Annotated in this window: 19 protein-coding genes; all 19 read left to right on the forward strand. The window is 44.8% G+C overall.

The features are described 5' to 3' along the window. Positions 1-39 precede the first annotated feature (39 nt). A complete protein-coding gene (gene wcaK / locus ABU190_RS02700; protein ID WP_041851960.1) occupies positions 40-1,317 on the forward strand; it encodes a colanic acid biosynthesis pyruvyl transferase WcaK in 1,278 nt (425 codons plus the stop codon). Then, positions 1,314-2,534, forward strand: a complete 1,221-nt coding sequence (gene wcaL, locus ABU190_RS02705) for a colanic acid biosynthesis glycosyltransferase WcaL (RefSeq protein ID WP_354690309.1) — start codon at positions 1,314-1,316, stop codon at positions 2,532-2,534. The genes wcaK and wcaL overlap by 4 nt, the downstream gene beginning before the upstream one ends. A gap of 11 nt (positions 2,535-2,545) precedes the next feature. Then, positions 2,546-3,952, forward strand: coding sequence for a colanic acid biosynthesis protein WcaM (wcaM, locus tag ABU190_RS02710; RefSeq protein ID WP_354690310.1), 1,407 nt, complete (start codon positions 2,546-2,548; stop codon positions 3,950-3,952). Between the two features lie 182 nt (positions 3,953-4,134). Beyond that, complete coding sequence (gene galF, locus ABU190_RS02715) at positions 4,135-5,028, forward strand: GalU regulator GalF (protein WP_041851958.1); 894 nt, start codon at positions 4,135-4,137, stop codon at positions 5,026-5,028. 408 nt (positions 5,029-5,436) lie between these two features. Further along, on the forward strand, positions 5,437-6,525 hold the full coding sequence (gene rfbB / locus ABU190_RS02720) for a dTDP-glucose 4,6-dehydratase (RefSeq protein ID WP_354690311.1): 1,089 nt from the start codon (positions 5,437-5,439) through the stop codon (positions 6,523-6,525). 18 nt (positions 6,526-6,543) lie between these two features. Continuing rightward, a complete protein-coding gene (gene rfbA / locus ABU190_RS02725) occupies positions 6,544-7,413 on the forward strand; it encodes a glucose-1-phosphate thymidylyltransferase RfbA (protein ID WP_354690417.1) in 870 nt (289 codons plus the stop codon). A 3-nt stretch (positions 7,414-7,416) separates the two neighbouring features. Next, positions 7,417-8,331: a dTDP-4-dehydrorhamnose reductase gene (gene rfbD, locus ABU190_RS02730; protein WP_354690418.1), complete on the forward strand. Its 915-nt coding sequence runs from the start codon at positions 7,417-7,419 to the stop codon at positions 8,329-8,331. 13 nt (positions 8,332-8,344) lie between these two features. Further along, positions 8,345-8,893 (forward strand): dTDP-4-dehydrorhamnose 3,5-epimerase, encoded by a 549-nt coding sequence (gene rfbC / locus ABU190_RS02735; protein WP_354690312.1) that lies wholly within the window; start codon positions 8,345-8,347, stop codon positions 8,891-8,893. Positions 8,894-8,997: 104 nt separating this feature from the next. Next, positions 8,998-9,924: a glycosyltransferase family 2 protein gene (locus tag ABU190_RS02740; protein WP_354690313.1), complete on the forward strand. Its 927-nt coding sequence runs from the start codon at positions 8,998-9,000 to the stop codon at positions 9,922-9,924. 58 nt (positions 9,925-9,982) lie between these two features. Continuing rightward, a complete protein-coding gene (locus ABU190_RS02745) occupies positions 9,983-10,801 on the forward strand; it encodes an ABC transporter permease (RefSeq protein WP_250352056.1) in 819 nt (272 codons plus the stop codon). Beyond that, complete coding sequence (locus ABU190_RS02750; protein WP_354690314.1) at positions 10,791-12,236, forward strand: ABC transporter ATP-binding protein; 1,446 nt, start codon at positions 10,791-10,793, stop codon at positions 12,234-12,236. The genes ABU190_RS02745 and ABU190_RS02750 overlap by 11 nt, the downstream gene beginning before the upstream one ends. A 66-nt stretch (positions 12,237-12,302) precedes the next feature. After that, on the forward strand, positions 12,303-16,550 hold the full coding sequence (locus tag ABU190_RS02755; RefSeq protein ID WP_354690315.1) for a methyltransferase domain-containing protein: 4,248 nt from the start codon (positions 12,303-12,305) through the stop codon (positions 16,548-16,550). An 11-nt stretch (positions 16,551-16,561) separates the two neighbouring features. Beyond that, positions 16,562-17,896, forward strand: a complete 1,335-nt coding sequence (locus tag ABU190_RS02760) for a glycosyltransferase family 4 protein (protein WP_354690316.1) — start codon at positions 16,562-16,564, stop codon at positions 17,894-17,896. Positions 17,897-17,971: 75 nt separating this feature from the next. Beyond that, a complete protein-coding gene (locus ABU190_RS02765; protein ID WP_354690317.1) occupies positions 17,972-18,904 on the forward strand; it encodes an NAD-dependent epimerase/dehydratase family protein in 933 nt (310 codons plus the stop codon). 29 nt (positions 18,905-18,933) lie between these two features. Further along, positions 18,934-20,277 carry a glycosyltransferase gene (locus tag ABU190_RS02770; RefSeq protein WP_354690318.1) on the forward strand — a complete coding sequence of 448 codons (1,344 nt, stop codon included), beginning with the start codon at positions 18,934-18,936 and terminating at the stop codon, positions 20,275-20,277. Between the two features lie 46 nt (positions 20,278-20,323). Continuing rightward, positions 20,324-20,575 carry a hypothetical protein gene (locus tag ABU190_RS02775; protein ID WP_354690319.1) on the forward strand — a complete coding sequence of 84 codons (252 nt, stop codon included), beginning with the start codon at positions 20,324-20,326 and terminating at the stop codon, positions 20,573-20,575. A gap of 319 nt (positions 20,576-20,894) precedes the next feature. Further along, entirely contained in the window at positions 20,895-21,425 is a 531-nt protein-coding gene (locus tag ABU190_RS02780) for a hypothetical protein (protein WP_354690320.1), read from the forward strand. A 126-nt stretch (positions 21,426-21,551) separates the two neighbouring features. Continuing rightward, positions 21,552-22,958 (forward strand): NADP-dependent phosphogluconate dehydrogenase, encoded by a 1,407-nt coding sequence (gene gndA, locus ABU190_RS02785; protein ID WP_107223908.1) that lies wholly within the window; start codon positions 21,552-21,554, stop codon positions 22,956-22,958. A gap of 149 nt (positions 22,959-23,107) precedes the next feature. Next, positions 23,108-24,223 carry an FAD-dependent oxidoreductase gene (locus tag ABU190_RS02790; protein WP_354690321.1) on the forward strand — a complete coding sequence of 372 codons (1,116 nt, stop codon included), beginning with the start codon at positions 23,108-23,110 and terminating at the stop codon, positions 24,221-24,223. Positions 24,224-24,231: the final 8 nt, after the last annotated feature.

Below are 24,231 nucleotides of genomic sequence, written 5' to 3' on the forward strand. Positions count from 1 at the left end.
GAGAGGGTTGGGGGGAGGGGAATTTTTTAAGAGGTCATTATGAAATTATTAATTCTTGGCAATCACACCTGCGGCAACCGTGGCGACAGCGCCATTTTGCGCGGGTTGCTGGATGCGATTGCACGCATCGAACCACAAGCGGAAGTGGACGTAATGAGCCGCTACCCGGTGAGTTCTTCCTGGCTGTTGAACCGTCCGGTCATGGGTGATCCACTCTACAGCCAGATGAAAGCACACAATACTGCCGCCGGGTTAATGGGGCGGGTGAAAAAGGTCCTGCGCCGTCGCTACCAGCACCAGGTACTGCTTTCTCGGGTGACCGATAGCGGCAAGTTGCGCAACATTGCTATTGCCCAGGGATTTACCGATTTCGTCCGCCTGCTTGCAGGTTATGACGCGATTATCCAGGTGGGTGGATCCTTTTTTGTCGATCTTTACGGCGTTCCGCAGTTCGAACATGCCCTCTGTACGTTTATGGCTAAAAAGCCGCTGTATATGATTGGCCACAGCGTCGGGCCCTTCCAGGATCCGCAGTTTAATCAACTGGCAAATTATGTCTTTGGTCATTGCGATGCGTTGATCCTGCGTGAGAGCGTCAGTCTGAATTTAATGAAGCAGAGTGAAATCACGACCGAGAAAGTGGAGCAGGGCGTTGATACCGCCTGGCTGGTGGAAGATGATGCGGCGTTTATCCCCAGCTATGCCGTCCGTCACTGGCTGGATGTGGCTGCAAAACAAAAAACTGTCGCTATTACGCTACGTGAACTCGCGCCGTTTGATAAGCGACTGGGTACGACCCAGCAAGCCTATGAAAAGGCCTTTGCCGACGTGGTGAACCGCATTCTGGATGCAGGCTGGCAGGTGATCGCGCTCTCGACCTGTACCGGTATCGACAGTTACAACAAAGATGACCGGATGGTGGCGCTCAATCTGCGTCAGCATATTAGCGACCCGTCCCGCTACCACGTGGTCATGGATGAACTTAACGACCTCGAAATGGGTAAAATCCTCGCCGCCTGTGACCTGACGGTGGGTACACGCCTGCACTCCGCCATTATTTCGATGAACTTCGGTACGCCGGCTATTGCCATTAATTACGAACACAAATCAGCCGGGATTATGCAACAGCTCGGTATGCCGGAGATGGCGGTGGATATTCGTCACTTGCTGGATGGCTCGCTGGCGGCGATGGCGGCGGACACTCTGGGGCAACTGCCTGCGCTCAATCAACGTCTGGCCACCGCCGTGGCGGCCGAACGAGAGAAAGGCGCGTTGATGGTGAAATCGGTGCTGGATCGCATTCGGGAGGTGAAATGAAAGTCAGCTTCTTCTTGCTGAAATTCCCGCTCGCCTCAGAAACCTTTGTTCTGAATCAGATTGTGGCGTTTATCAACATGGGTTATGAGGTGGAGATCGTCGCGCTGCATAAGGGCGATCTGCAAAATACCCATAGCGCCTGGGCGGAGTACCGTCTGGCGGAAAAAACCCACTGGTTACTGGACGAGCCGGAGGGCAAGCTGGCGAAACTGCGCTATCGTGGACAGGCGATATTACGCGGCGCAGGACGCGCGACCACCTGGAAAGCGCTCAATACGTCGCGCTACGGTGATGAAGCGCGAAATCTGATTCTGGCAGCCATCTGCGGTCTGACACCGCAGGTTTTTCGCGCCGATGTCTTTATTGCTCATTTTGGCCCGGCAGGGGTTACGGCGGCGAAACTGCGCGAATTGGGTCTGTTACAAGGCAAGATTGCCACTGTTTTCCATGGCATTGATATTTCGCATCGTGATGTGCTCAGCCACTATACGCCGGAATATCAGCAGCTCTTTCGCCGTGGCGACCTGATGTTACCTATTAGTGAACTGTGGGCGGACAGGTTACGCAGTATGGGCTGCCCGGAAGAAAAAATTGCCATCTCGCGCATGGGGGTAGATATCGCCCGTTTTACCCTGCGCCCGGTGAAAGCCCCCGGAACGCCGCTGCAGATGATCTCTGTTGCGCGGTTGACTGAGAAAAAAGGGCTGCATGTGGGTATTGAAGCCTGCCGTTTACTCAAAGAGCGTGGCGTGGCCTTTACCTGGACTATTTTGGGCATTGGCCCGTGGGAGCGGCGCTTGCGCACCCTGATTGAGCAATACCAACTGGATGATGTGATCCACATGCCGGGCTTTAAGCCCAGCCATGAGGTCAAAGCGATGCTGGATGAAGCCGATCTCTTTTTATTGCCGTCTGTAACCGGTGTGGATGGTGATATGGAAGGGATTCCCGTGGCCCTCATGGAGGCAATGGCCGTAGGCATTCCGGTGGTGTCAACGGTGCACAGTGGCATTCCTGAACTGATCAACGCTGGGGAGTCTGGCTGGCTGGTGCCGGAAAATGACGCCCGCACGCTGGCGGACAAGCTCGCCGAGTTCAGTGCAATGCAGCGTCAGGATCTGACGCCGGTGATTGCCCGTGCCCGCCAAAAAATCGAAACCGACTTCAACCAGCAACGTATCAATCAGCAACTTGCCACGCTGCTACAGGCGCTCTGAATCGAGGTCCTATGTCTGAGTTCGAAAAAAAGAATCGCTTTGCGTTTAACCGACGCAGTTTCCTGACTGCTGGCGCCGCTCTTGCGGCGCTGCCTTTTTTACCGGTTGCCACAGCGCGCGCCGAAACGGTGGATATCCGTCGCTATCAGACAACCGACTGGCCTGCGGCGTTGAAACAGGCCTTTAGTGAAGCGCAAACGGTTGAAATCCCGGAAGGTCTGGTGTGCGAAAACCTCAATACCGGGATCTTTATTCCGCCGGGGAAAACGCTGTTGGTGCGGGGGAGCATTAAAAGTAATGGCCGTGGGCGTCTGGTATTGCAGGATGGCTGTAAGGTCATCGGTGAGAAGGGGGGGAGTCTGTACAATCTGACGCTTGATGTTCGCGGTTCAGATTGTGTTATTCAAGGTTTGAATATGAGCGGCTATGGCCCGGTGGCGCAAATCTACATCGGTGGAAAAGAGCCGCAGGTGATGCGCAATCTGACCATCGACAATATTACGGTCACCAAAGCCAACTACGCCATCCTGCGTCAGGGCTTCCATAATCAGATTATTGGCGCCCGGATCACCAATAGCCGCTTTAGCTACTTGCAAGGTGACGCCATAGAGTGGAACGTCGCCATTAACGATCGCGATATCCTGATCTCTGACCATGTCATTGACCATATTGATTGCACAAACGGCAAAATCAACTGGGGCATCGGTATTGGGCTGGCGGGCAGTACCTACGATAACACCTACCCGGAAGACCAGGCGGTAAAGAATTTTGTTGTTGCCAACATCACTGGCAGCAATTGCCGACAACTGGTCCACGTTGAAAACGGCAAACACTTTATTATTCGTAACATTAAGGCAGAAAATATTACCCCGGACTTCAGCAAAAAAGCCGGGATAGATAACGCGACGGTGGCGATATATGGCTGTGACAATTTTGTCATTGATAACGTCTCGATGGTCAACAGTGCCGGGATGCTCATCGGCTACGGGGTCATCAAAGGCGATTATTTGTCCATTCCGCAAAATTTCAAACTGAACGATATTCACCTGGAGAATGCACAGAGTCAGTACAAGCTGCGTGGTATCCAGATTTCGTCCGGTAATGCCACCTCATTCGTGGCCATTACCAACCTCAACTTACAGCGGGCAACGCTGGAGTTCCATAACAAACCACAACACCTTTTCCTGCGAAATATCAATGTAATGCAAGATTCCTCTGTGGGGCCGGCACTCAAGCTTAACTTCGATTTACGTAAGGATGTGCGCGGGCGCTTTATGGCGCGGCAGGATACCTTGCTGTCACTGGCAAATATTAAAGCTGTGAATGAGAAAGGGCAGAGCTCCGTCGATATCGATCGCATCGATCATCAGGTTGTGAATGTACAAAATCTCAACTTCCGTTTGCCGGCGAAGCCGTAGCGGTAAGGAGATTGTCATACTTTGCGATGAATCCTGGAGACTTTATTTCACTGCCAGGATTACATCTACAGCAATTATACGACAATCGGCGTAACATATTTCGCGGCAACTCGTCCCGTGAACGCTGGCGAAAAGAAGTTGAAGGTCTATAATTTATCAATCATTTACAGGTGGAAGGCATAATGATTAATTTGAAAGCAGTTATTCCGGTAGCAGGTTTGGGGATGCATATGCTACCCGCCACCAAAGCTATTCCTAAAGAGATGCTACCTATCGTCGATAAGCCAATGATTCAATACATCGTCGACGAAGTTGTTGCTGCAGGGATCAAAGAAATCGTCCTGGTAACTCACTCTTCCAAAAACGCGGTCGAAAACCACTTCGATACCTCCTATGAGCTGGAAGCGTTACTTGAACAGCGCGTAAAACGTCAGCTTCTGGCTGAGGTGCAGTCTATTTGCCCTCCAGGTGTGACAATCATGAACGTCCGTCAGGCGCAACCGCTGGGCCTGGGGCACTCCATTCTCTGTGCGCGCCCAATCGTTGGCGACAATCCGTTCGTGGTGGTCCTGCCGGATATCATTCTGGACTCCGCTTCTGCCGACCCGCTGCGTTACAACCTGGCGGCAATGGTTGCCCGTTTCAATGAAACCGGCCGTAGCCAGGTGCTGGCAAAACGCATGAAGGGCGACTTGTCTGAATACTCTGTGATTCAGACCAAAGAACCGCTGGATAGCGAAGGTAAGGTGAGCCGTATCGTTGAGTTCATCGAAAAACCGGATCAGCCGCAAACGCTGGATTCAGACCTGATGGCTGTAGGCCGCTATGTGCTTTCCTCTGAAATCTGGGCAGAACTGGAGCGTACTGAGCCTGGCGCCTGGGGACGTATTCAGTTAACAGATGCTATCGCGGAACTGGCGAAGAAGCAGTCAGTGGATGCCATGCTGATGACCGGCGAGAGTTACGACTGTGGTAAAAAAATGGGCTACATGCAGGCGTTCGTCAACTACGGCCTGCGTAACCTCAAAGAAGGTCAAAAATTCCGCGAAAGTATTAAGAAACTTTTGACGCAATAACCAGTTAGAAAAAAATAGATAAGCATATACTTACACAAAGGGCAGATGAGAGTGGTTACCGAAGCTTTTGGCTTCGTCCAGTCTCACTGCTTTTTTTATACATATTCTATGAAATCAACGGATAATAAATCTCCACCTTGGTTAGATTTTACTTATCAGATTCAGATTTGCCTTGTTTCCATTGGCGTTTAAGCAGAAAATGGTTGTTTAACATTTTGTGCAGGTAACGGCATTCATTGCGCTACCCGATACACTTTTATGTTTATGGAAATTGTTGACAGTTATACACAGTACGCTGGTAGCTATTGAGCCAGGGGCGGTAGCGTGTCTAAACTAATGTGCCCGCCATGGTCTGCTCCTTGTATATCAATGTCATAGTTAAACTAGCAAAGTAAACGGAATATTCTCGTGAAAATATTGGTCACTGGTGGAGCAGGTTTTATCGGGTCTGCTGTCGTTCGTAATATCATTAATAATACTCAAGATTCTGTGGTTAATGTCGATAAATTAACCTACGCGGGCAACCTGGAATCTCTGACTGAGGTTGAAAACAGCGATCGCTATGCCTTCGAGCACGCCGATATCTGTGATGCCGAAGCGATGCAACGGATTTTTGCAGAACATCAACCGGATGCGGTTATGCACCTGGCCGCAGAAAGCCATGTTGACCGTTCTATTACCGGTCCCGCTGCGTTTATTGAGACGAACATTGTAGGAACCTACATTCTTCTTGAAGCTGCGCGCAAATACTGGGCGCAACTGGATGAACCCCGCAAAACCACGTTCCGCTTCCATCATATCTCAACGGACGAAGTCTACGGCGATTTGCCGCATCCTGACGAAGTTCCTGCTGGAACACTGCTGCCGCTGTTTACCGAGAAAACGCCTTATTCTCCTAGCAGCCCGTATTCCTCATCAAAAGCATCCAGCGATCACTTAGTTCGCGCCTGGCGCCGTACTTACGGTTTGCCGACCCTGGTGACGAATTGCTCAAATAACTATGGTCCGTACCATTTCCCTGAAAAACTTATTCCGCTGATCATTCTTAATGCTTTGGCTGGTAAGCCGCTGCCTGTTTATGGCAATGGTGAACAAATTCGCGATTGGTTATTTGTCGAAGATCATGCCCGCGCTTTATATAAAGTCGTGACAGAAGGCGTTGCTGGTGAGACTTACAATATCGGTGGTCACAATGAGCGTAAGAATATTGAAGTTGTGAACACCATCTGCACTATTCTGGACGAAATTATAACTGCCAAACCTAATAATATTGGTAGCTTTGCAGAATTAATCACTTATGTTACCGACCGTCCGGGGCACGACCTGCGTTACGCTATTGATGCGAGCAAAATTAAAGATGAACTGGGCTGGGTACCGCAGGAAACTTTTGAATCTGGCATCCGCAAAACGGTTGAATGGTATTTGACTAACAAGGATTGGTGGCAGCGTGTGATGGATGGGTCATATGCTGGTGAACGCCTGGGGCTTGCAGAATAAAATTATAAGGACGGAATGATGAAAGGTATTGTATTAGCTGGCGGTTCCGGAACTCGCCTTTATCCAATTACTCAGGGTGTGTCAAAACAGTTGTTGCCAGTGTATGACAAGCCGATGATTTTTTACCCAATCTCTGTACTGATGCTGGCTGGTATTCGTGACATTCTGATTATCACGACGCCGGAGGATATGGCATCGTTCCAGCGTTTATTAGGTGATGGTTCGCAGTTTGGTATCCGTCTTTCCTATGAAGTACAGCCATCGCCGGACGGCCTGGCGCAGGCGTTTATTATCGGCGAAGAATTTATTAATAACGAGCCATGTGCGCTGGTGCTGGGCGATAACATCTATTTTGGCCAAAGTTTCGGCAAGAAACTGGAAAGCGCAGCACAGTTGACCTCTGGGGCGATGGTATTCGGTTATCAGGTTCAGGATCCGGAACGTTTTGGTGTCGTTGAGTTTGATGAAAATTCTACTGCGTTATCCATTGAGGAAAAACCGCTTAAACCAAAATCTAACTGGGCAGTGACCGGCCTCTATTTTTACGACAAAAATGTCGTAGAAATGGCAAAACAGGTGAAACCTTCAGCACGCGGTGAGCTGGAGATTACTACACTGAACCAGATGTATCTGGATCGTGGTGAATTGCAGGTTGAATTGCTGGGGCGTGGGTTCGCCTGGCTTGATACCGGTACCCATGACAGCCTGGTTGAAGCATCGCAATTCATCCATACCATTGAGAAACGCCAGGGCATGAAAGTCGCTTGTCTTGAAGAAATTGCCTTCCGTAAAGGCTGGTTGAATAAAGAACAAGTTGCGGAACAGATTAAGAAGCTGTCAAAGACGGATTATGGCCGTTATTTGCAATTGTTGATTAGCGAAAAATAGTCGCTGAGCTGCGCGGACGAGAAGATCATGAAGATTTTATTAATTGGAAAAAATGGCCAGGTTGGCTGGGAACTGCAGCGTTCTTTGTCGACATTGGGTGAACTTGTCGCAGTTGATTTTTTTGATACTGAGTTATGTGGCGATCTGACGAAACCGGAAGGTATCGCACAAACTATCCGCGCAGTGCAGCCTGATGTTGTGGTGAATGCGGCGGCTCATACCGCAGTTGATAAGGCCGAAAGTGAAAAAGAGCTGGCTCAGCAGCTTAATGCATCAAGTGTTGAAGTCATCGCTAAAGAAACAGCGGCGTTGGGTGCGTTGTTGATACATTACTCCACTGATTATGTTTTTAATGGGCAAGGCGAGCACTATCGCTCCGAGGAAGAGCAACCGGAACCATTAAATGTTTATGGTGAGAGCAAACTGGCAGGTGAAATAGCGATTGCTACCCATAACTCCCGGCACCTTATTTTTCGCACGAGCTGGGTTTATGCGACTCGCGGTGCCAACTTTGCCAAAACGATGCTGCGTCTGGCAAAAGAGAAAGAACAACTCTCTATCATTAATGATCAGCACGGCGCACCAACAGGTGCTGAATTGTTAGCTGATTGTACAGCCATAGCTATCCGTGCTGCGATTCAGGATACTACCTTACATGGGACTTATCATCTTGTTGCCAGTGGTGAAACAACCTGGTACGAGTATGCCCAGCATGTTTTTGCATTAGCCCGCCAGAAAGGTGAGTCATTAATCATTAAAGATGTCAGTGGAGTGCCCACATCTTCTTACCCAACTCCTGCGAAACGTCCGTTAAATTCGCGTCTGTCAAATGAGAAATTTCAACGGGCATTTAATGTCGTTTTGCCAGACTGGAAGGTTGGAGTAGAGCGTGTCGTAACTGAGATTTTACAAAAATAATCAGGCGTTAAAAATGAATATTGTAAAAACAGATATACCAGAAGTAATTATATTTGAGCCAAAGGTATTTGGTGATTCTCGTGGTTTTTTCCTCGAAAGCTATAATAAAAAAATATTTGATGAAGCTGTAGGTCGTAGTGTTGAATTTGTTCAGGACAACCATTCTGAATCCCAGCGTGGGGTATTAAGAGGCTTACATTATCAGCTTGATCCCTGTGCTCAAGGAAAGCTTGTGCGTTGTGTTGCTGGTGAAGTTTTTGATGTTGCAGTAGATCTTCGCAAATCTTCCCCCACTTTTGGTAAATGGACTGGTGTCATTTTAAGCGCTGAAAATAAGCGACAACTCTGGATCCCAGAAGGTTTTGCCCATGGTTTTGTAACCTTAAGTGAAAGAGCCCAATTTGTTTATAAAGCGACTAATTATTATGCGCCACAGACTGAATGTTCCATTATATGGAATGATCCTACGCTTAATATTGAATGGCCAGAAGTGAAAGACATTCAATTGTCGCAGAAAGATTTAGCCGGTAAGTCATTTTCAGAAGCTTTTTATTATATTTAATAATTACAATTCATATAATATATAAAGTAAATTATTTAAATTTACCAATTAATACTTTGTCAGCCTTGATATTTTGACTTGATGTTTTTACGAGATAACGTTTAATGACATTTGCAAATGATGATGCTGCCATACTGATGGCTACCTACCAAGGTGAGCGATATATTAATGAGCAACTCATATCATTTGAAAAACAATCATATAAAAACTGGAAGTTGATTGTTTCTGATGATGGTTCGACTGATAATACGCTTTCTATTATTGATGAGTTTGCGACCAGAAATGTATCAAAAGTTACTGTTGTTGCTGGCCCCCAAAAAGGATTTGTCAGCAATTTTTTATCATTATTGCTAAGAGAAGATATTAAAGCTGACTATTATTCATTTTCTGACCAGGATGATATTTGGTATAAGGATAAACTTGAACGAGCTATTAAATGGCTAAAAAGTATCCCTTCTGATATTCCCGCATTGTATTGTTCGCGAACTCAACTTGTAGACGATACTGGTGAAAACTTAGGCCTTTCACCTCTTTTTACACGCCCACCTTCATTCCGCAATGCGCTGGTACAGAATATTGGTGGCGGGAATACGATGGTAATCAATCAAGCGGCAAGAGAAATTATTAGTCGTGCAGGGGTTGCGGATGTCGTCAGTCATGACTGGTGGATGTACATTTTAATATCAGGCGTTGGCGGTAAGATTTTTTACGATCCTGAACCCAGCTTGGGTTACAGGCAGCACGGGAAGAATCTTATCGGCTCGAACCTCGGATTTCGGGCTCGCCTATGTAGATTTAAAAAAATCATGCAGGGCCAATATCGCACATGGAATGCCGCACATATCCGTGAACTCGAAAAATGCGATTTCCTGTTGTCAGAGGAAAATCAGAAAAGAATAGCCTGGTTTAAAATTATTCATTCTGGGAATATGTTTCTGCGTGTTTTTTATTTTTTACGGCTTGGCGTGTATCGGCAAAGCGCAATAGATACGTTTGCCATCTTTATTTCAGCATTGCTGAAAAAGATTTAATCGCTGAGTCGAAGAGATTTACTCATGGTTTTGGAGTTATTATTAATAGGGTGTTTTAATGCAATCTTTCCCAATAAGCCCGCTTGAAATGCTGGCAACTATTTGGCGTAATAGATATTTAATCAAGACGACTACGATACGCGAAATTCAGGGGCGTTATCGGGGTTCTTCAATCGGAATCATTTGGTCGTTGATTAATCCTTTATTTATGCTGGCAGTTTATACATTTGTTTTTAGCCAGATATTTAATGCTCGATGGCATGGCGGTGGTACATCAAAAGGCGAGTTCGCATTGGTGCTATTTGCTGGTCTAATTGTGTTTAATTTGTTCTCTGAGTGCTTAAATAAAGCACCGCAACTGATACTATCAAACGTTAATTATGTCAAAAAAGTCGTATATCCACTTGAGATATTACCGGTAGTATCACTCGGTTCTGCGCTGTTTCATACAATGATCAGCCTTGCAGTATGGTTAGTCGCTTATTTCGTTTTCTTTGATGTTCCGCACCTGACTGTATTGTATTTTCCGCTTATTCTTTTACCGCTAATGATAATTACACTTGGTCTAAGTTGGATTCTTGCATCATTAGGGGTTTATTTACGAGATATTAATCAGTTTATTACCCTGTTTACGACTGCTTTAATGTTTTTAAGTCCTGTTTTCTATTCGGCTGAAATACTGCCGCCTGAGTTTCGTCAGTTGATGTATTTTAATCCCTTAACAACAGTGATTGAACAGACAAGAAATGTTTTATATTGGGGGAAACAACCCGATTTTGACATTCTTGCCGTCTACTGGATTGCTGCATTTATTATTGCCTGGATTGGTTTCGCCTGGTTCCAGAAAACGCGTAAGGGGTTTGCTGATGTGCTCTGATTTTGCTATTCAGGTAAAAAACCTGAGTAAATGCTATCAAATCTATGATCGTCCTTCTGATCGACTCAAGCAATCTATTTATACAGGATTGCGCCGGCTTGTGGGACAAAATGCTAAACCCTTATTCCGGGAGTTTTGGGCTCTTCGCGATATTACTTTTGATATTGTCAAAGGTGAATCCGTTGGTATCATCGGGCAAAACGGGTCTGGTAAGTCTACGTTACTACAATTAATTTGCGGTACGTTGAACGCGACCTCTGGCACTGTAAAGACAAATGGTCGCGTTGCTGCGCTACTGGAGCTTGGCTCTGGTTTTAATCCCGAATTTACTGGCCGTGAAAACGTCTATATGAATGGCGCGGTATTGGGTTTGTCAGAAGCAGAAATCAATGACCGATTTGATGAGATTCTGACATTTGCTGATATCGGTGAGTTCATTGACCAGCCTACCAAGACATATTCAAGTGGTATGCTTGTGCGTTTAGCATTTGCGGTTCAGGTATGCATTGAACCGGATATCCTCATTGTCGATGAAGCACTCGCTGTAGGTGATGCTTTATTTCAGAAGCGTTGCTTTGAGCGTATGGACAGGCTTCGCACGAATGGGACGACGTTGCTTTTTGTTTCGCATGACCAGGAGTCAGTGCGGACCATGACGAATAAAGCGATTTTCCTTGAGCACGGTGTCGTGAAATTTTCAGGCACCTCCGCAGATGCGTTGTTGGAATATCGTAAATCACTGCATGAGGTTGAATCAAAACGACTGAGTCAGGTGGCAGAACATCTCAAGGAAAAAGCACGGCAGGCACGGGTTGCTTCGCAAGAAAAAATTCAGCAGGCTGCGGAAGAAGAAAAGCTTGAGCCTGGCATTATACAAGACAATACAGCTGTTGCAGCTACCGCAGATGCAACCTCGCCCGCGTTTTCAGAGCGACTGAAAGCATATTCGTTTGGCGATCTGGATGCAGAAGTTCTTGATGTATCTCTCTTTAATGCTGATGGTGAACCGGCTTCCAATTTTGACCCTCGAGATAAAGTTACAGTTATTGTGCGCTGTAAAACACATTCGGCGCTTAATCATCTGAATGTAGGTTTACGCATCCGCAATAAAGAAGGCGTGAAAATGTATTCCTGGGGAACTTTAAATCAGGATATGGCTATACTTAGCGGTGCTGCAGAGGCTGGGGATATTTTTTGGCAACGAGAATTTGCTCAGGGTAGCGAGTTCAGTGTTAAATTCGAATTTATCTGTGGCATGGGACCTAATCTCTATGAAATCCAGGTATCTATCACGGAAGAGGGTAAGCCTTATTATGCAGAACAAAGGATGATTCATTGGATTGACGAAGCGGCCTTCTTTACTGTCAATACGCAACCTCAGTCATACCATTTTGGTGGTGTGGCGGATCTGCGTATGGTGAGCGGCTTGCTGTAACCAATAATCAAATATTTACAATAAGCTCTTTGATAAAACCAAAACCTGGAAATACAGGCTAACTAAATGAAGAATATTGAAAACGCTGACGTTATTGTACGCGAAATTTTGAACTCATGTGGTGGACAGAAGTTTCTTCATATTGGCGCAGGGAATGGCCAATTAGTACAGGAGCTGCTTTCCTCTGGGATGGATGCATATGGTATTGATGATTCGAGCGAAGCGGTAGCGTATGGCAATAGTTTCATGCCAGAACGTTTTACTCTTGGCGTTGCGTCGAAATTGCCTTATGCAGATCAGGCATTTGATACAACTATCGCGCTTTATAGTCTTGAATACATCAGCGCAGATGAGCTGATTCAGGCCGTTCGTGAAATTAAGCGCGTTACAAAACGTTCGGTTTATCTTCGCGTCACCACAGGCAATCAACAGGAAAATGATCCTCGCGCTACCGTGATTGGGCGTAATGAATGGGAGCGTATTTTCTTTGCCGAGGGGCTTCGTAAGCATCCTTCTTACTATCTGATCAATGATTATGAAGCATTAGGACGCGAAAGCGGAGAAGCAATTATCCTGCTGGAATGTATTTCAGAGACGGCTCTTGAGCGCTATCCGTTGGAAGCGTTAAAAGAAGAGCGCGACTTGCATATGGATATGACGCGCGAAGCTGGTGAACGCTCAGATGCTCATATCGCACGTTATCAGTGGGCTGCAACCTTCGTGCGTCCGGGTGATACCGTCCTTGATGCCGCATGTGGGCTGGGTTATGGCAGTTATCTATTGCAGTGTGGGACTATGGCTGGAAAAACCATCGGCATCGATGGCAGCAACTATGCAATAGATTATGCCAACCTTAATTTCGTGCCCAATGTCAGCAATCTCAGCTTTTCTGCGGGGATGCTTCCAGAAGCGCTTTATGATTTTGCCGATCATTCAGTCGATGTTGTGGTCTCGTTTGAAACCCTTGAACACATCTCAGATCCTGAAACCGTGCTCAAAGAGTTCCAGCGTATTCTGACGCCTGGTGGACGTATCATTGTTAGCGTGCCAAATGACTGGAGTGACGAAACCGGTGAAGATCCGAATCCATTCCACTTGCATGTGTATACGTTAGATAAATTGCGCGATCAGATAAAAGCGCAATTCCAGTTGGAAAATATCACTGTTCAGTCCGCTACACATTATAAAGAAAAAGCGGGAAGTAAGAATTGGGTTGCCGCGAAACGCGAGCTTTATAGTATTCCGACAGATGCCGATGAATCCACTGCACCTGCATCAGAATGGTGGCTGGCTGTTGGGATGAAATCGCCACTCAATGGTGAAGAGGTCGTTTATCACGACAAGCAGCATAAAACGTTTACTGACCCTGACTGGAATGTTACAGCTTTCTCGCGTGATTATAAAAATCCCTGGTTGATCCGTGCCATGGTTGATATCGGCTGGAGGCAAAGAAATAATGATGCACTCAAAGAGCTTGCCGAAGTTGTCTATGACAACAATCATGACAACAGCGCTGATACTGGTGCCGCCCTTTGCGTCAGGGCATACCAATTATTAAATGGCATTACCCCCTCGTCTATTGATGAACTCAAACAAATTTCTGAGCGCATTGATGAATACGTGCTTCTTAAACCGGTAACTCCACACGCGATCCGCTGGATGATTTCGCTTCACTTCGTGATGGCAAGATTGTGGTTAAAAGCCGGTCTGCATTCCCATGCGCGTACATCATTTGAGAAATGTGTCGCAATCGATCCGCTTGCATTTAGCCCCTTGTTAGCAAACAGGGTGGTTGAAGCTCATTTGTACCTTGGCGTCATTAAACTTAATTCTAACGATGAATCAGGTGCGCGCGAAGAATGGGCGGCAGGTATTGAACTTGCATATCGAGCGCTGAATGCAGACTGGAATCAGAGCCTGGGTGATTTACGGGACCCGGTAGAGTTTGGTTTACCTGAGTTATCGTCGATTCTCGATTATGCAAGTAATTGCGCTTATGCCCTGGTTAATCTGGATAGTTTTAAAGATAAACCCTGGTGGTGGTTGCAGTTGCGCAGAAGCCCGCATGCTCAGGCGGCGTCAGTGAGAGCGCTTAACGTCGCGCTTAGAGCGCAGATTGCTTCCTTGAATAAATATGCTGCATTACTGGAAGGTAATAATAAATCTGTAACATCTTTGCAGGAAGAAAATAGTCAGCTTCTGAATTCCCTTGAGGGAAATAACAAATCTCTTGAGGTTTTACAGCAAGAGAATCAGCGTTTATTGAATTCCCTTGAGGGGAATAACCAGGCACTGGTTTCCCTCCAGAGTGAAAATATCCGTTTACTCCGCTCACTGGAAGATAATAGTGCTGCTGTATCAGAACTGCAGGCTAAGAACGCCAGGCTTAACGAAACGCTTGAAGATAAAGATTTAGCCCACACGGTTTTAGAAAGCGAGAATAAAGTTCTTGCTAGCTCTCTTGAAGAGAATAGTCAGGCGCTGGATGCCCTCAAAGGCGAAAACAATTACTTATTGACATCGCTGGATGAGAATAGCCAGGCACTTGATGCATTGCGTGAAGAAAATAAAAAACTGATCGCTTCTCTTGATGAAAATAGTCAAGAGCTGGCTGCTTTACAGGATAGAAACTCCCAGCTTTGGAATTTTCTTGCCATTATTTCTGGGTGTGAGGTAACGGATTACCCTGCGATGGATAAGAAAATTGAGATTATCAAATCACTGTACCAACTCTTTAATAGTGATCATTTAACCGAACAGGCTGAAACTGCTGCCGATCTCAATTGTCTGCTGACACAAAATAACGTACTGATGCGCGAGCGTATTCTTGAATTCAGCAAAATGCCTGCTGAAAATGAAGAACTTAAGAAAGCTATTTCAGTGAAAGATACGACGATTCTGGCGCAAAATGCACTGATTACTAAGCAACAAGAAACAATGGCAGGGCTTGAGCACACAATACAACTTAAGGATCAAGCCATAGCGGAACAGTCAGCTAATATCAGTCAGCTAAATGCGATCATGCATACCCGTATTATGCGCCTGCGCAATGTAATGCTTTACCAGCCCTGGGGTACGCGTAAGGTTATGCATATGACTTACCTTGCTACATCCTTAATGACCCCGCTGGTATTGCGCCGCAAGGTATCTCCGCTAACGGGATGGCTGCGAAACCGTTTCTCACGTAGGCCTCAGCCGGTGGTGGCACCTGTTGAAGCCGCTGACGAGGGTAGTGCAACTCCAGTTATTGAAAGCACTGGCTATCTGGTCAAAATGCCTGTGACGAAGCCTGGAGCTCCGAAGATTGCCCATGTGATTGCCAACTTTATGACAGGTGGTTCCTCGCGGTTGGTTGTCGACCTTGTTGAATATTTGGGAAATGATTATGAGCAATTTGTTCTGACCAGCTATGCGCCAAACCCGCCAGCTTACGTCGGATTGCAGATTGACGAGCAGCGCGATTGCAACGATATCACCCCGTTTATTAACTACTTTAAATGGAAGCAACCTGATTTCGTTCACGTCCATTATTGGGGCGATGTTGATGAACCCTGGTATGCGCAGGCTATTGAAGCGGCTCGAGTGCTCAATATCCCGGTCATTGAGAACATTAATACTCCTATTGCACCTCATTTTTCTGAAGCGGTTAAACGTTATGTGTATGTAAGTGATTATGTACGCCATGTATTTGGGCGTCCGGATGATTCTCATGTGACGGTATATCCTGGTTCTGATTTCTCACATTTCATGCGCAGTGATGATGATCCTGTCCCAGCAGACTGTGTTGGAATGGTGTATCGTCTTGAGCGCGATAAATTGAATGAAGATGCGATTAAACCTTTTATTGCGATCGCACTAAAACGGCCGCAGACGAAAATTCTTATTGTCGGTGGTGGCAGTTTGTTGGCGCCGTTCCAGGAAGCAGTACAAGAAGCGGGCGTGGAAGCACAATTTGAGTTTACCGGCTATGTCGAGTATGACACTTTGCCTGATTACTATCGCCGTATGTCGCTCTTTATTGCTCCTGTGTGGAAAGAGAGTTTTGGACAAGTCAGTCCTTTTGCAATGAATATGCGCGTACCCGTCATTGGCTATGATGTTGGTGCAATAAGTGAAATAGTAAATTCTAAAGCAATGCTGGCCCCGGCGGGCGATGCTGAGAAATTAGCTGATATAGCCATTGAGTTACTTAATAATGATGAGCTACGTTCGAAGTTAGGTCGTGAACATCAAGAACGAGCGACAGGTCATTTCTCCGTGCAGGCGATGATTAGCGCTTATGCTGGTTTGTATGCTGAGATAACGGAAAAATAATACGGCGCAATATGAAAATTGTATTTTTTGTACATTGTTTTTTCCCCGACCATTTCTATGGTACTGAAACCTATACGTTAGGTTTAGCGAAACATTATCGTGATTGGGGTCATGATGTGGCTGTTGTTTCTGCTGTGTTTCAGGGTGAACCTAAACAACCTGAGTTAATTAATCGCTATACATGGGATGACATTCCGGTAATAGCAATTGATAAAAATGCCATCCCGCATTCACGTATTAAGGAAACATACTACCAGCCAGAAATGCAGGATGTACTGACTGAAGTTTTGCAAGAACTTAAACCTGATGTCGTTCATATCACGCATTTAATCAACCATACAGCCGTGTTGTTGGAAGTCACAGGCAAATTGCAAATTCCGACATATACAACATTTACTGATTTCTTTGGCTTTTGTTTCAATAACAAGCTAGAGGCAGCAAATGGAGATTTATGCGCCGGGCCATCTGCCTCACGTGCTAACTGTGTTGCATGCTACCTTAAAGAATCCGCGCAAAATGGCTATGCCAGTGGGTGGATGAAAAAAGCGGCAATGCCAACTGCTGCGACTATTATCGCAAAAGGGCTTGTAGGTACTCACAAAGCGGGTCTGTTGAAAAATGGTTATTTGCAGGGGCTGGCTGAAGATCTTATCCGCCGCCCGGAAACATTGTCCTACTTGTACAATACCTACTATAAGGGCGCTGTTGCCCCGACAGCTTTCCTGAAAAAAGCATACGAAAGTAATGGAATTTCGGTTCCTATGACTAAAATCTGGTTTGGCATTGATATTGACCGTTTGCCGAAGCCAGAGCGTAGCAGTGAGCATATTCCAGTTATCGGTTATATCGGACAAATTGCACCTCACAAAGGTACCGATTTACTTATTGAGGCGTTTAAACAGCTTCCTAAAGGAAGTGCTCAACTTAAAATATATGGCCCAACGAATCAGTCTCTGAGCTATATGGAAGAGTTACGAAAAATAAGTGAGGGTGTTGACGGTATCACTTTCATGGGGACTTTCGAACAATCGCGCACCGCGGAAATATTTCGTGATATCGATCTGTTTGTTATTCCATCACGCTGGTATGAAAACAGTCCGCTGGTACTTTTAAATTCATTGGCGACACATACTCCCGTTGTTGTTTCTGATGTTGAAGGTATGACCGAGTTTCTAACCGAAGGGGAAAATGGTTTCAGCTTTAAACGTGGTGATGCAGATGATCTGGCGAAAAAACTATCTTATATCATTCAGACCCCTGGGCTCTTAAGAAAGTTGTCTATGACGACAGAATATCTGCGTACAACAAAGGTTATGGCGGAAGAAACATTTAGCCTTTATCAGTAAACTAATTTCAAGCACCGGATAATTCATTGTCCGGTGATGTTTGATTAGACAAAATTATTGCGACTCGGAGGGAAAATGAAACTTGTGGTTTTTGGCGGTGGTGGCTTCATTGGTTCAGCGATTTGTGAGCGTTTATTAGCAGATGGCCATCAATTAAGAATTTTTGAGCGCCCACGGGTTCCACCTTATCGTCATTTTGCGGAAAATGAGCACGTTGAGTGGACCACTGGTGATTTTAGTAGTACACATGATTTACGTGATGCTATAGAAGGCATGGATGGTGTTGTGCATCTTGTTTCCACGACATTGCCCAAAAGTTCTAATGAAGATCCTGTTTATGATGTTGAAACAAACATCGTACCAAGTTTGCATTTGCTTAATGCTATGGTTGAGCACAAAGTAAAACGGATAGTTTTCATTTCATCTGGCGGAACGGTTTATGGTAACCCGCAATATATTCCTATTGATGAAAAGCATCCGACAGAACCCGTCGTTTCATATGGCATTACGAAACTGGCAATTGAAAAATATTTACACATGTTTAGCAAATTGCACGGCATCAAAGCTGTAACACTGCGCGTGGCAAATCCCTATGGAGAACGGCAACGCGTTGAAACAGCACAGGGCGCTATTGGTATTTTTATGCATAATATCTTAAAAGACAAACCAATCGAAATTTGGGGTGATGGTAGTGTCCAGCGCGATTATATTCATGTGAGCGATGTAGCTGATGCCTTTGCCAAAGCCATTACTTATGATGGTGATAAGGAATGTTTCAATATAAGCTCAGGTAAAGGTATTAGCCTGAATGAGTTGGTCGAAATGATGAAAAGTATTATCGAACAACCTGTTCAGGTTAATTATAAACCTGGTCGTTCGTTTGATATTGATATTAGTGTGTTGTGTAACCAACTTGCCCAAAAGGAATTGAACTGGCAACCTCAAGTGACAATGCAAGAAGGCCTGACGCGTACTGCTGCATGGATGAAAGAGACGTTGCAAAAATAAATTGCATGTCAGTGATTGAGTGAAACTCTATGCGAATACTGCTTACGGTCCATCAGTTCTTCCCTGATTTCAAAGCTGGAACTGAGGTTTTGACACTTTCAGTGGCGAAAGAGCTGATTGCTATAGGGCATGAAGTACATATTTTTACAGGGCATCCAGGGGCTGCAGATCTTTGCGATGCTGAACGTTTTGAGCAATATAAATACGAAGGAATAACGGTCTCTCGTTTTCATCATGCATATGTACCTATGCATGGACAAACGTCAATGATTGAAGTCGGGTATTGCAACCTATTAGCACAGCATTATTTTAATGAAGTTGTTACGGCCTTCCATCCGGATTGTGTGCATCACTTTCATTTGAATCGACTGGGAATTGGTCTAATCGATTCTCTTTATAAGAAGGGAATACCTCAATTTTATACACCCACCGATTTTTGGATGATTTGTCCAACAGCCCAACTAATGTTGGGTGAAGGGCGTTATTGTGACGGACCAGATGCGGATGCTGGTAATTGTATTAAGCATTTCACCCGTGACAGATTAAAAGGACTTGCGGGTGAATTAATTGATAAAGTTCCAGACGCTGTTTTTGCTAAAGTTGCAAGTGTGACGAAGAATTGCCAGCTCATCGAGTATCCGATGAGTAATGAAGTTCGTTCCCTGAATAAAAGATTAAGTAATACAGTAGGAGCATTAAATAAACTTAATGGCATTATTTCACCTAATCATTTTATGACGAATTTATTTGTCAAATATGGTGTGAACAGTAAGCTTATTTCTAATTGTCAATTTGGTGTTGATGTTGCAACAGTCGATTCTATCCAGCGACCAACTGTGAAAAACCATAAGTTGCAACTTGGTTTTATTGGAACATTGGCACCTCATAAAGGATGTCATGTTCTTATTAAGGCATTGCAGGATTTATCGCCAGCATCTGTCAATTTAAAAATTTATGGCAGTAATATAGATTTTCCTGATTATTTTGAAGAATTGAAACAGCTTGCGCAGGGAAATTCCCATATTGAGTTTTGTGGTACTTTCCCTAACGCCGATATTGGCAAGGTTATTACCCAGTTCGATGCATTAGTGGTGCCTTCAATTTGGTATGAAAACACACCGTTAGTCATATATTCTGCACATGCATGCCGCTGTCCAGTAATTGCATCTAACCTGCCCGGTATATCGGAAGTAATTAGAAACGAAGAAAATGGCCTTCTTTTCGAAGCAGGCAGTAGTAGAGAGTTAAATGCAATACTCAGAGGGCTTTTGGACCATCCCGAAAAGTTATACCGACTTGGGGAAAAATGTAAATCACCACTGAGTGTCGCAAAATATACATCAAAACTCATTTCTATTTGGTCAGAAAATTAAGCATGATTTTAGTTTCATGTTCTTATTATATTGAAATAGGTGAATAATGTCTTCTATGGAAACAGTTCAGCACAAACCACGTATCGATGGACCTGATATTTTACGTGGGATTTCTGCATTATCTGTTATTGTTGTACATCTGATTGGTAATTCAGGATTGAAGTTTCCTCATTATATTGAAAAAATTGGTGGGCATTTTACTGCGTGCGTGACTTTTTTCTTTGCCATAAGTGCATTCTCGATTGCATATTCATATGGAGATAATATTTTTTCGAGAGAGAAATTTCTTTCTATCTGAAACGTATATTTAGATTGGCCCCGCTATTTTATTTGGCCTTTTTTATTGAGGCGTTAATTGTATATATATTGTATGATCATTCTCCTAACCCATTTGCTGCATTTTTGTCCATGAGTTTTTTGTTTAGTCTGGTACCAACAATGCAAGATAGTCTTGTTTGGGCTGGATGGTCATTAGGTATTGAATGGTTATTCTACTTAATTTACCCATTATTAATTTGTTTTATTCGGACTAAATCTATTGCTATCCTGGCGTGGGTGTTGCTTGTTATGTTTCAGTTGAAATGTTGAAAATTGACGCGCCATATACCAGTTTATATATGAATATTCTTAATCATATGCCATTTTTTATTAGTGGCATTCTTGCCTATTTACTCATGCCGGAAATGAATAAGATTCGACAGAGGCTGGGTAATAATACTAATTTAGTATCACTGCTTGTTCTTGGCGGTGTCAGTGTCTATCTACTTCATTATTTTTATTCTGATAACAATAATATAAATCTGTATATAACCTATTCATTAGCTTGGCTGATTTTGATTTCTATCTCTGTTGTCGGCTTTCCGCATTTTTTAAATAACGTATTTACCCGTTTCTTGGGTAAGGCAAGCTATAGTATTTATCTTAACCATTCAATCGTTATTTTGTTTTTAAAACTGTCAGGTTTCTTTGGTTTTATTTCTGCAGAGTTCAAGTCTGGCGAAGCTTCTTTTTGCGTTGCTATGCTATCGGTGAGTGTACTAACATTAATTATGTCTTATTTCACTTATCATTATATTGAAATCCCTGGGATGGCTTTAGGTAAAAAAATTCTTACGTATAAATCAGTCAGGTTAAAACAACCCACTTGATTTGTGTTGATCCGGTTATCAAGTAACTATTATTAAGAGATTTGCAAATAAGAGCTCAAAAAGTAATTTTCGGAGTATTATTCTTTTGCTAATCTTACGTGAGTTCACACCTGACAGGAGTAAGTAATGTCTAAGCAACAAATCGGCGTTGTTGGTATGGCCGTGATGGGGCGCAATCTGGCGCTTAACATCGAAAGCCGTGGCTATACCGTTTCCGTTTTCAACCGCTCCCGCGATAAGACCGAAGAAGTGATTGCCGAGAATCCCGGCAAGAAACTGGTTCCTTATTACACCGTTAAAGAGTTTGTTGAATCCTTAGAAACTCCCCGTCGCATCCTGTTGATGGTGAAAGCGGGCGCTGGCACAGATGCTGCTATCGACTCCCTGAAACCGTACCTGGAAAAAGGCGATATCATCATTGATGGCGGTAATACCTTCTTCCAGGACACCATTCGTCGTAACCGCGAACTCTCTGCTGAGGGCTTTAACTTTATCGGTACGGGTGTTTCCGGTGGTGAAGAGGGCGCGCTGAAAGGCCCATCCATCATGCCTGGCGGTCAAAAAGATGCTTACGAACTGGTCGCGCCGATCCTGACCAAAATTGCAGCCGTTGCTGAAGATGGCGAGCCTTGTGTGACCTATATTGGAGCTGATGGTGCGGGCCATTACGTTAAAATGGTTCACAACGGTATCGAATATGGCGACATGCAATTGATTGCAGAAGCCTATTCATTACTGAAAGGCGGGCTGAATCTGTCTAACGAAGAGCTGGCTACTACTTTCAGCGAGTGGAATAAAGGTGAGCTGAGCAGCTACCTGATCGACATCACCAAGGACATCTTCACCAAGAAAGATGAAGACGGTAACTATCTGGTCGATGTGATCCTGGACGAGGCGGCCAACAAAGGTACCGGTAAATGGACCAGCCAGAGTTCTCTGGATCTCGGCGAACCGCTTTCCCTGATCACTGAATCTGTATTCGCACGTTATATCTCTTCGCTGAAAGAGCAGCGCGTTGCCGCGTCTAAAGTTCTGAGCGGCCCACAGGCACAGCCCGCTGGCGACAAAGTACAGTTTATCGAGAAAGTCCGTCGCGCATTGTACCTCGGTAAAATTGTCTCTTATGCACAGGGCTTCTCTCAGTTGCGCGCCGCGTCTGATGAATATAACTGGGATTTGAACTACGGCGAAATCGCGAAAATTTTCCGCGCAGGCTGCATCATCCGTGCTCAGTTCCTGCAGAAAATTACCGATGCATACGCAGAAACGCCGGCAATTGCTAACCTGTTGCTGGCTCCGTACTTTAAGAAAATCGCTGATGAGTATCAGCAGGCGCTCCGAGATGTTGTAGCCTACGCGGTGCAAAATGGTATTCCGGTCCCGACCTTTGCCGCTGCGGTTGCCTATTACGATAGTTACCGTGCTGCGGTACTGCCAGCCAACCTGATTCAGGCTCAACGTGATTATTTTGGCGCGCATACTTATAAACGTACTGATAAAGAGGGCGTGTTCCATACGGAATGGCTTGATTAATTAGTCTGCCTTTATAATACCTATATATAAAAGGCCATCCAAACGGATGGCCTTACTTTGAAATAAATTTTACTTTAAAGTTATTTCTGCTTTTTTGAGTGTAAAAGGAATAACATAAATCTCACTTGATTAAAGGCATTAATGCAATCATGCGCAAAGATATAATAATTGTCGGCGGTGGTTTTTTTGGAATGTATCTTGCCGAGCAATTTTCTCTGCTAGGACACAGAGTCAAACTCTTTGAAAAAGAGAATAACTACATGTCCCGCGCGTCTTATAATAATCAGGCACGTGTGCATAATGGTTACCATTATCCCCGAAGTATATTAACCGCTTTACGCTCTCGCATCTCTTTTCCCCGCTTTGTTGAAGAATTTAGAGACTGCGTAGACTCGGATTTTGATAAATATTATTTAATTAGTGAAATGCTGGGCAAAGTGTCAGCGGGCCAGTTTCGTATGTTCTGTAAGCGTATAGGTGCCGATTGCGATGTGGCGCCTGCCAAAATACAGAATATGGTCAATCCACAATTGATCGATGCCTGTTTTACGGTCAAAGAATTTGCATTCGATGCATTCAAGCTGCGCGATATGATGTTGCAACGGCTGGAAAGCTCTACGGCTGAGTATCGCTGTGGTTACTCGGTTGATAAAGTCGAAAGCATTAATAACAGCATTACAGCATATGTACGAAACATAACCAATGGGGAAGTTGAAACCCATCATGCTGATCATGTCTTTAATTGCACCTATTCACATTTAAATTATTTACTTGATAACTCCGGAATTGAATTGATTCCGCTTAAGCATGAAATGACGGAAATGTGCCTGGTTGATGTACCCGACGAATTAAAAAAAACCGGGTTTACGATTATGTGCGGCCCATTTTTCTCCGTGATGCCTTTCCCTTCTGTCGGTCTGCATTCTTTCAGTCATGTACGCTATACACCGCATTACGAATGGCATGATAATCCGGGTGAGAAATACCGCGACTCGCATGTGAAATTCGATGAGGATAAGAAAAATAGCGCATGGCAGTATATGGTTAAGGATGCCTCCCGGTATATGCCTATTCTCAATGATTGCCGTTACGAACGCTCGCTCTGGGAAGTGAAAACGTTATTGCCACGCAGTGAAACGGATGACTCTCGTCCAATTCTTTTTCGACCTCATCATGGCATGAATGGATTTCACTGTATTATGGGTGGCAAGATAGATAACGTATATGATGCCGTTGAAGCTATTAAGAATATGAACGTTATTTAAGAATAAAA

Origin of the sequence: Phytobacter sp. RSE-02, from assembly GCF_040578655.1 — a bacterium.
Classification (GTDB): domain Bacteria; phylum Pseudomonadota; class Gammaproteobacteria; order Enterobacterales; family Enterobacteriaceae; genus Phytobacter; species Phytobacter diazotrophicus.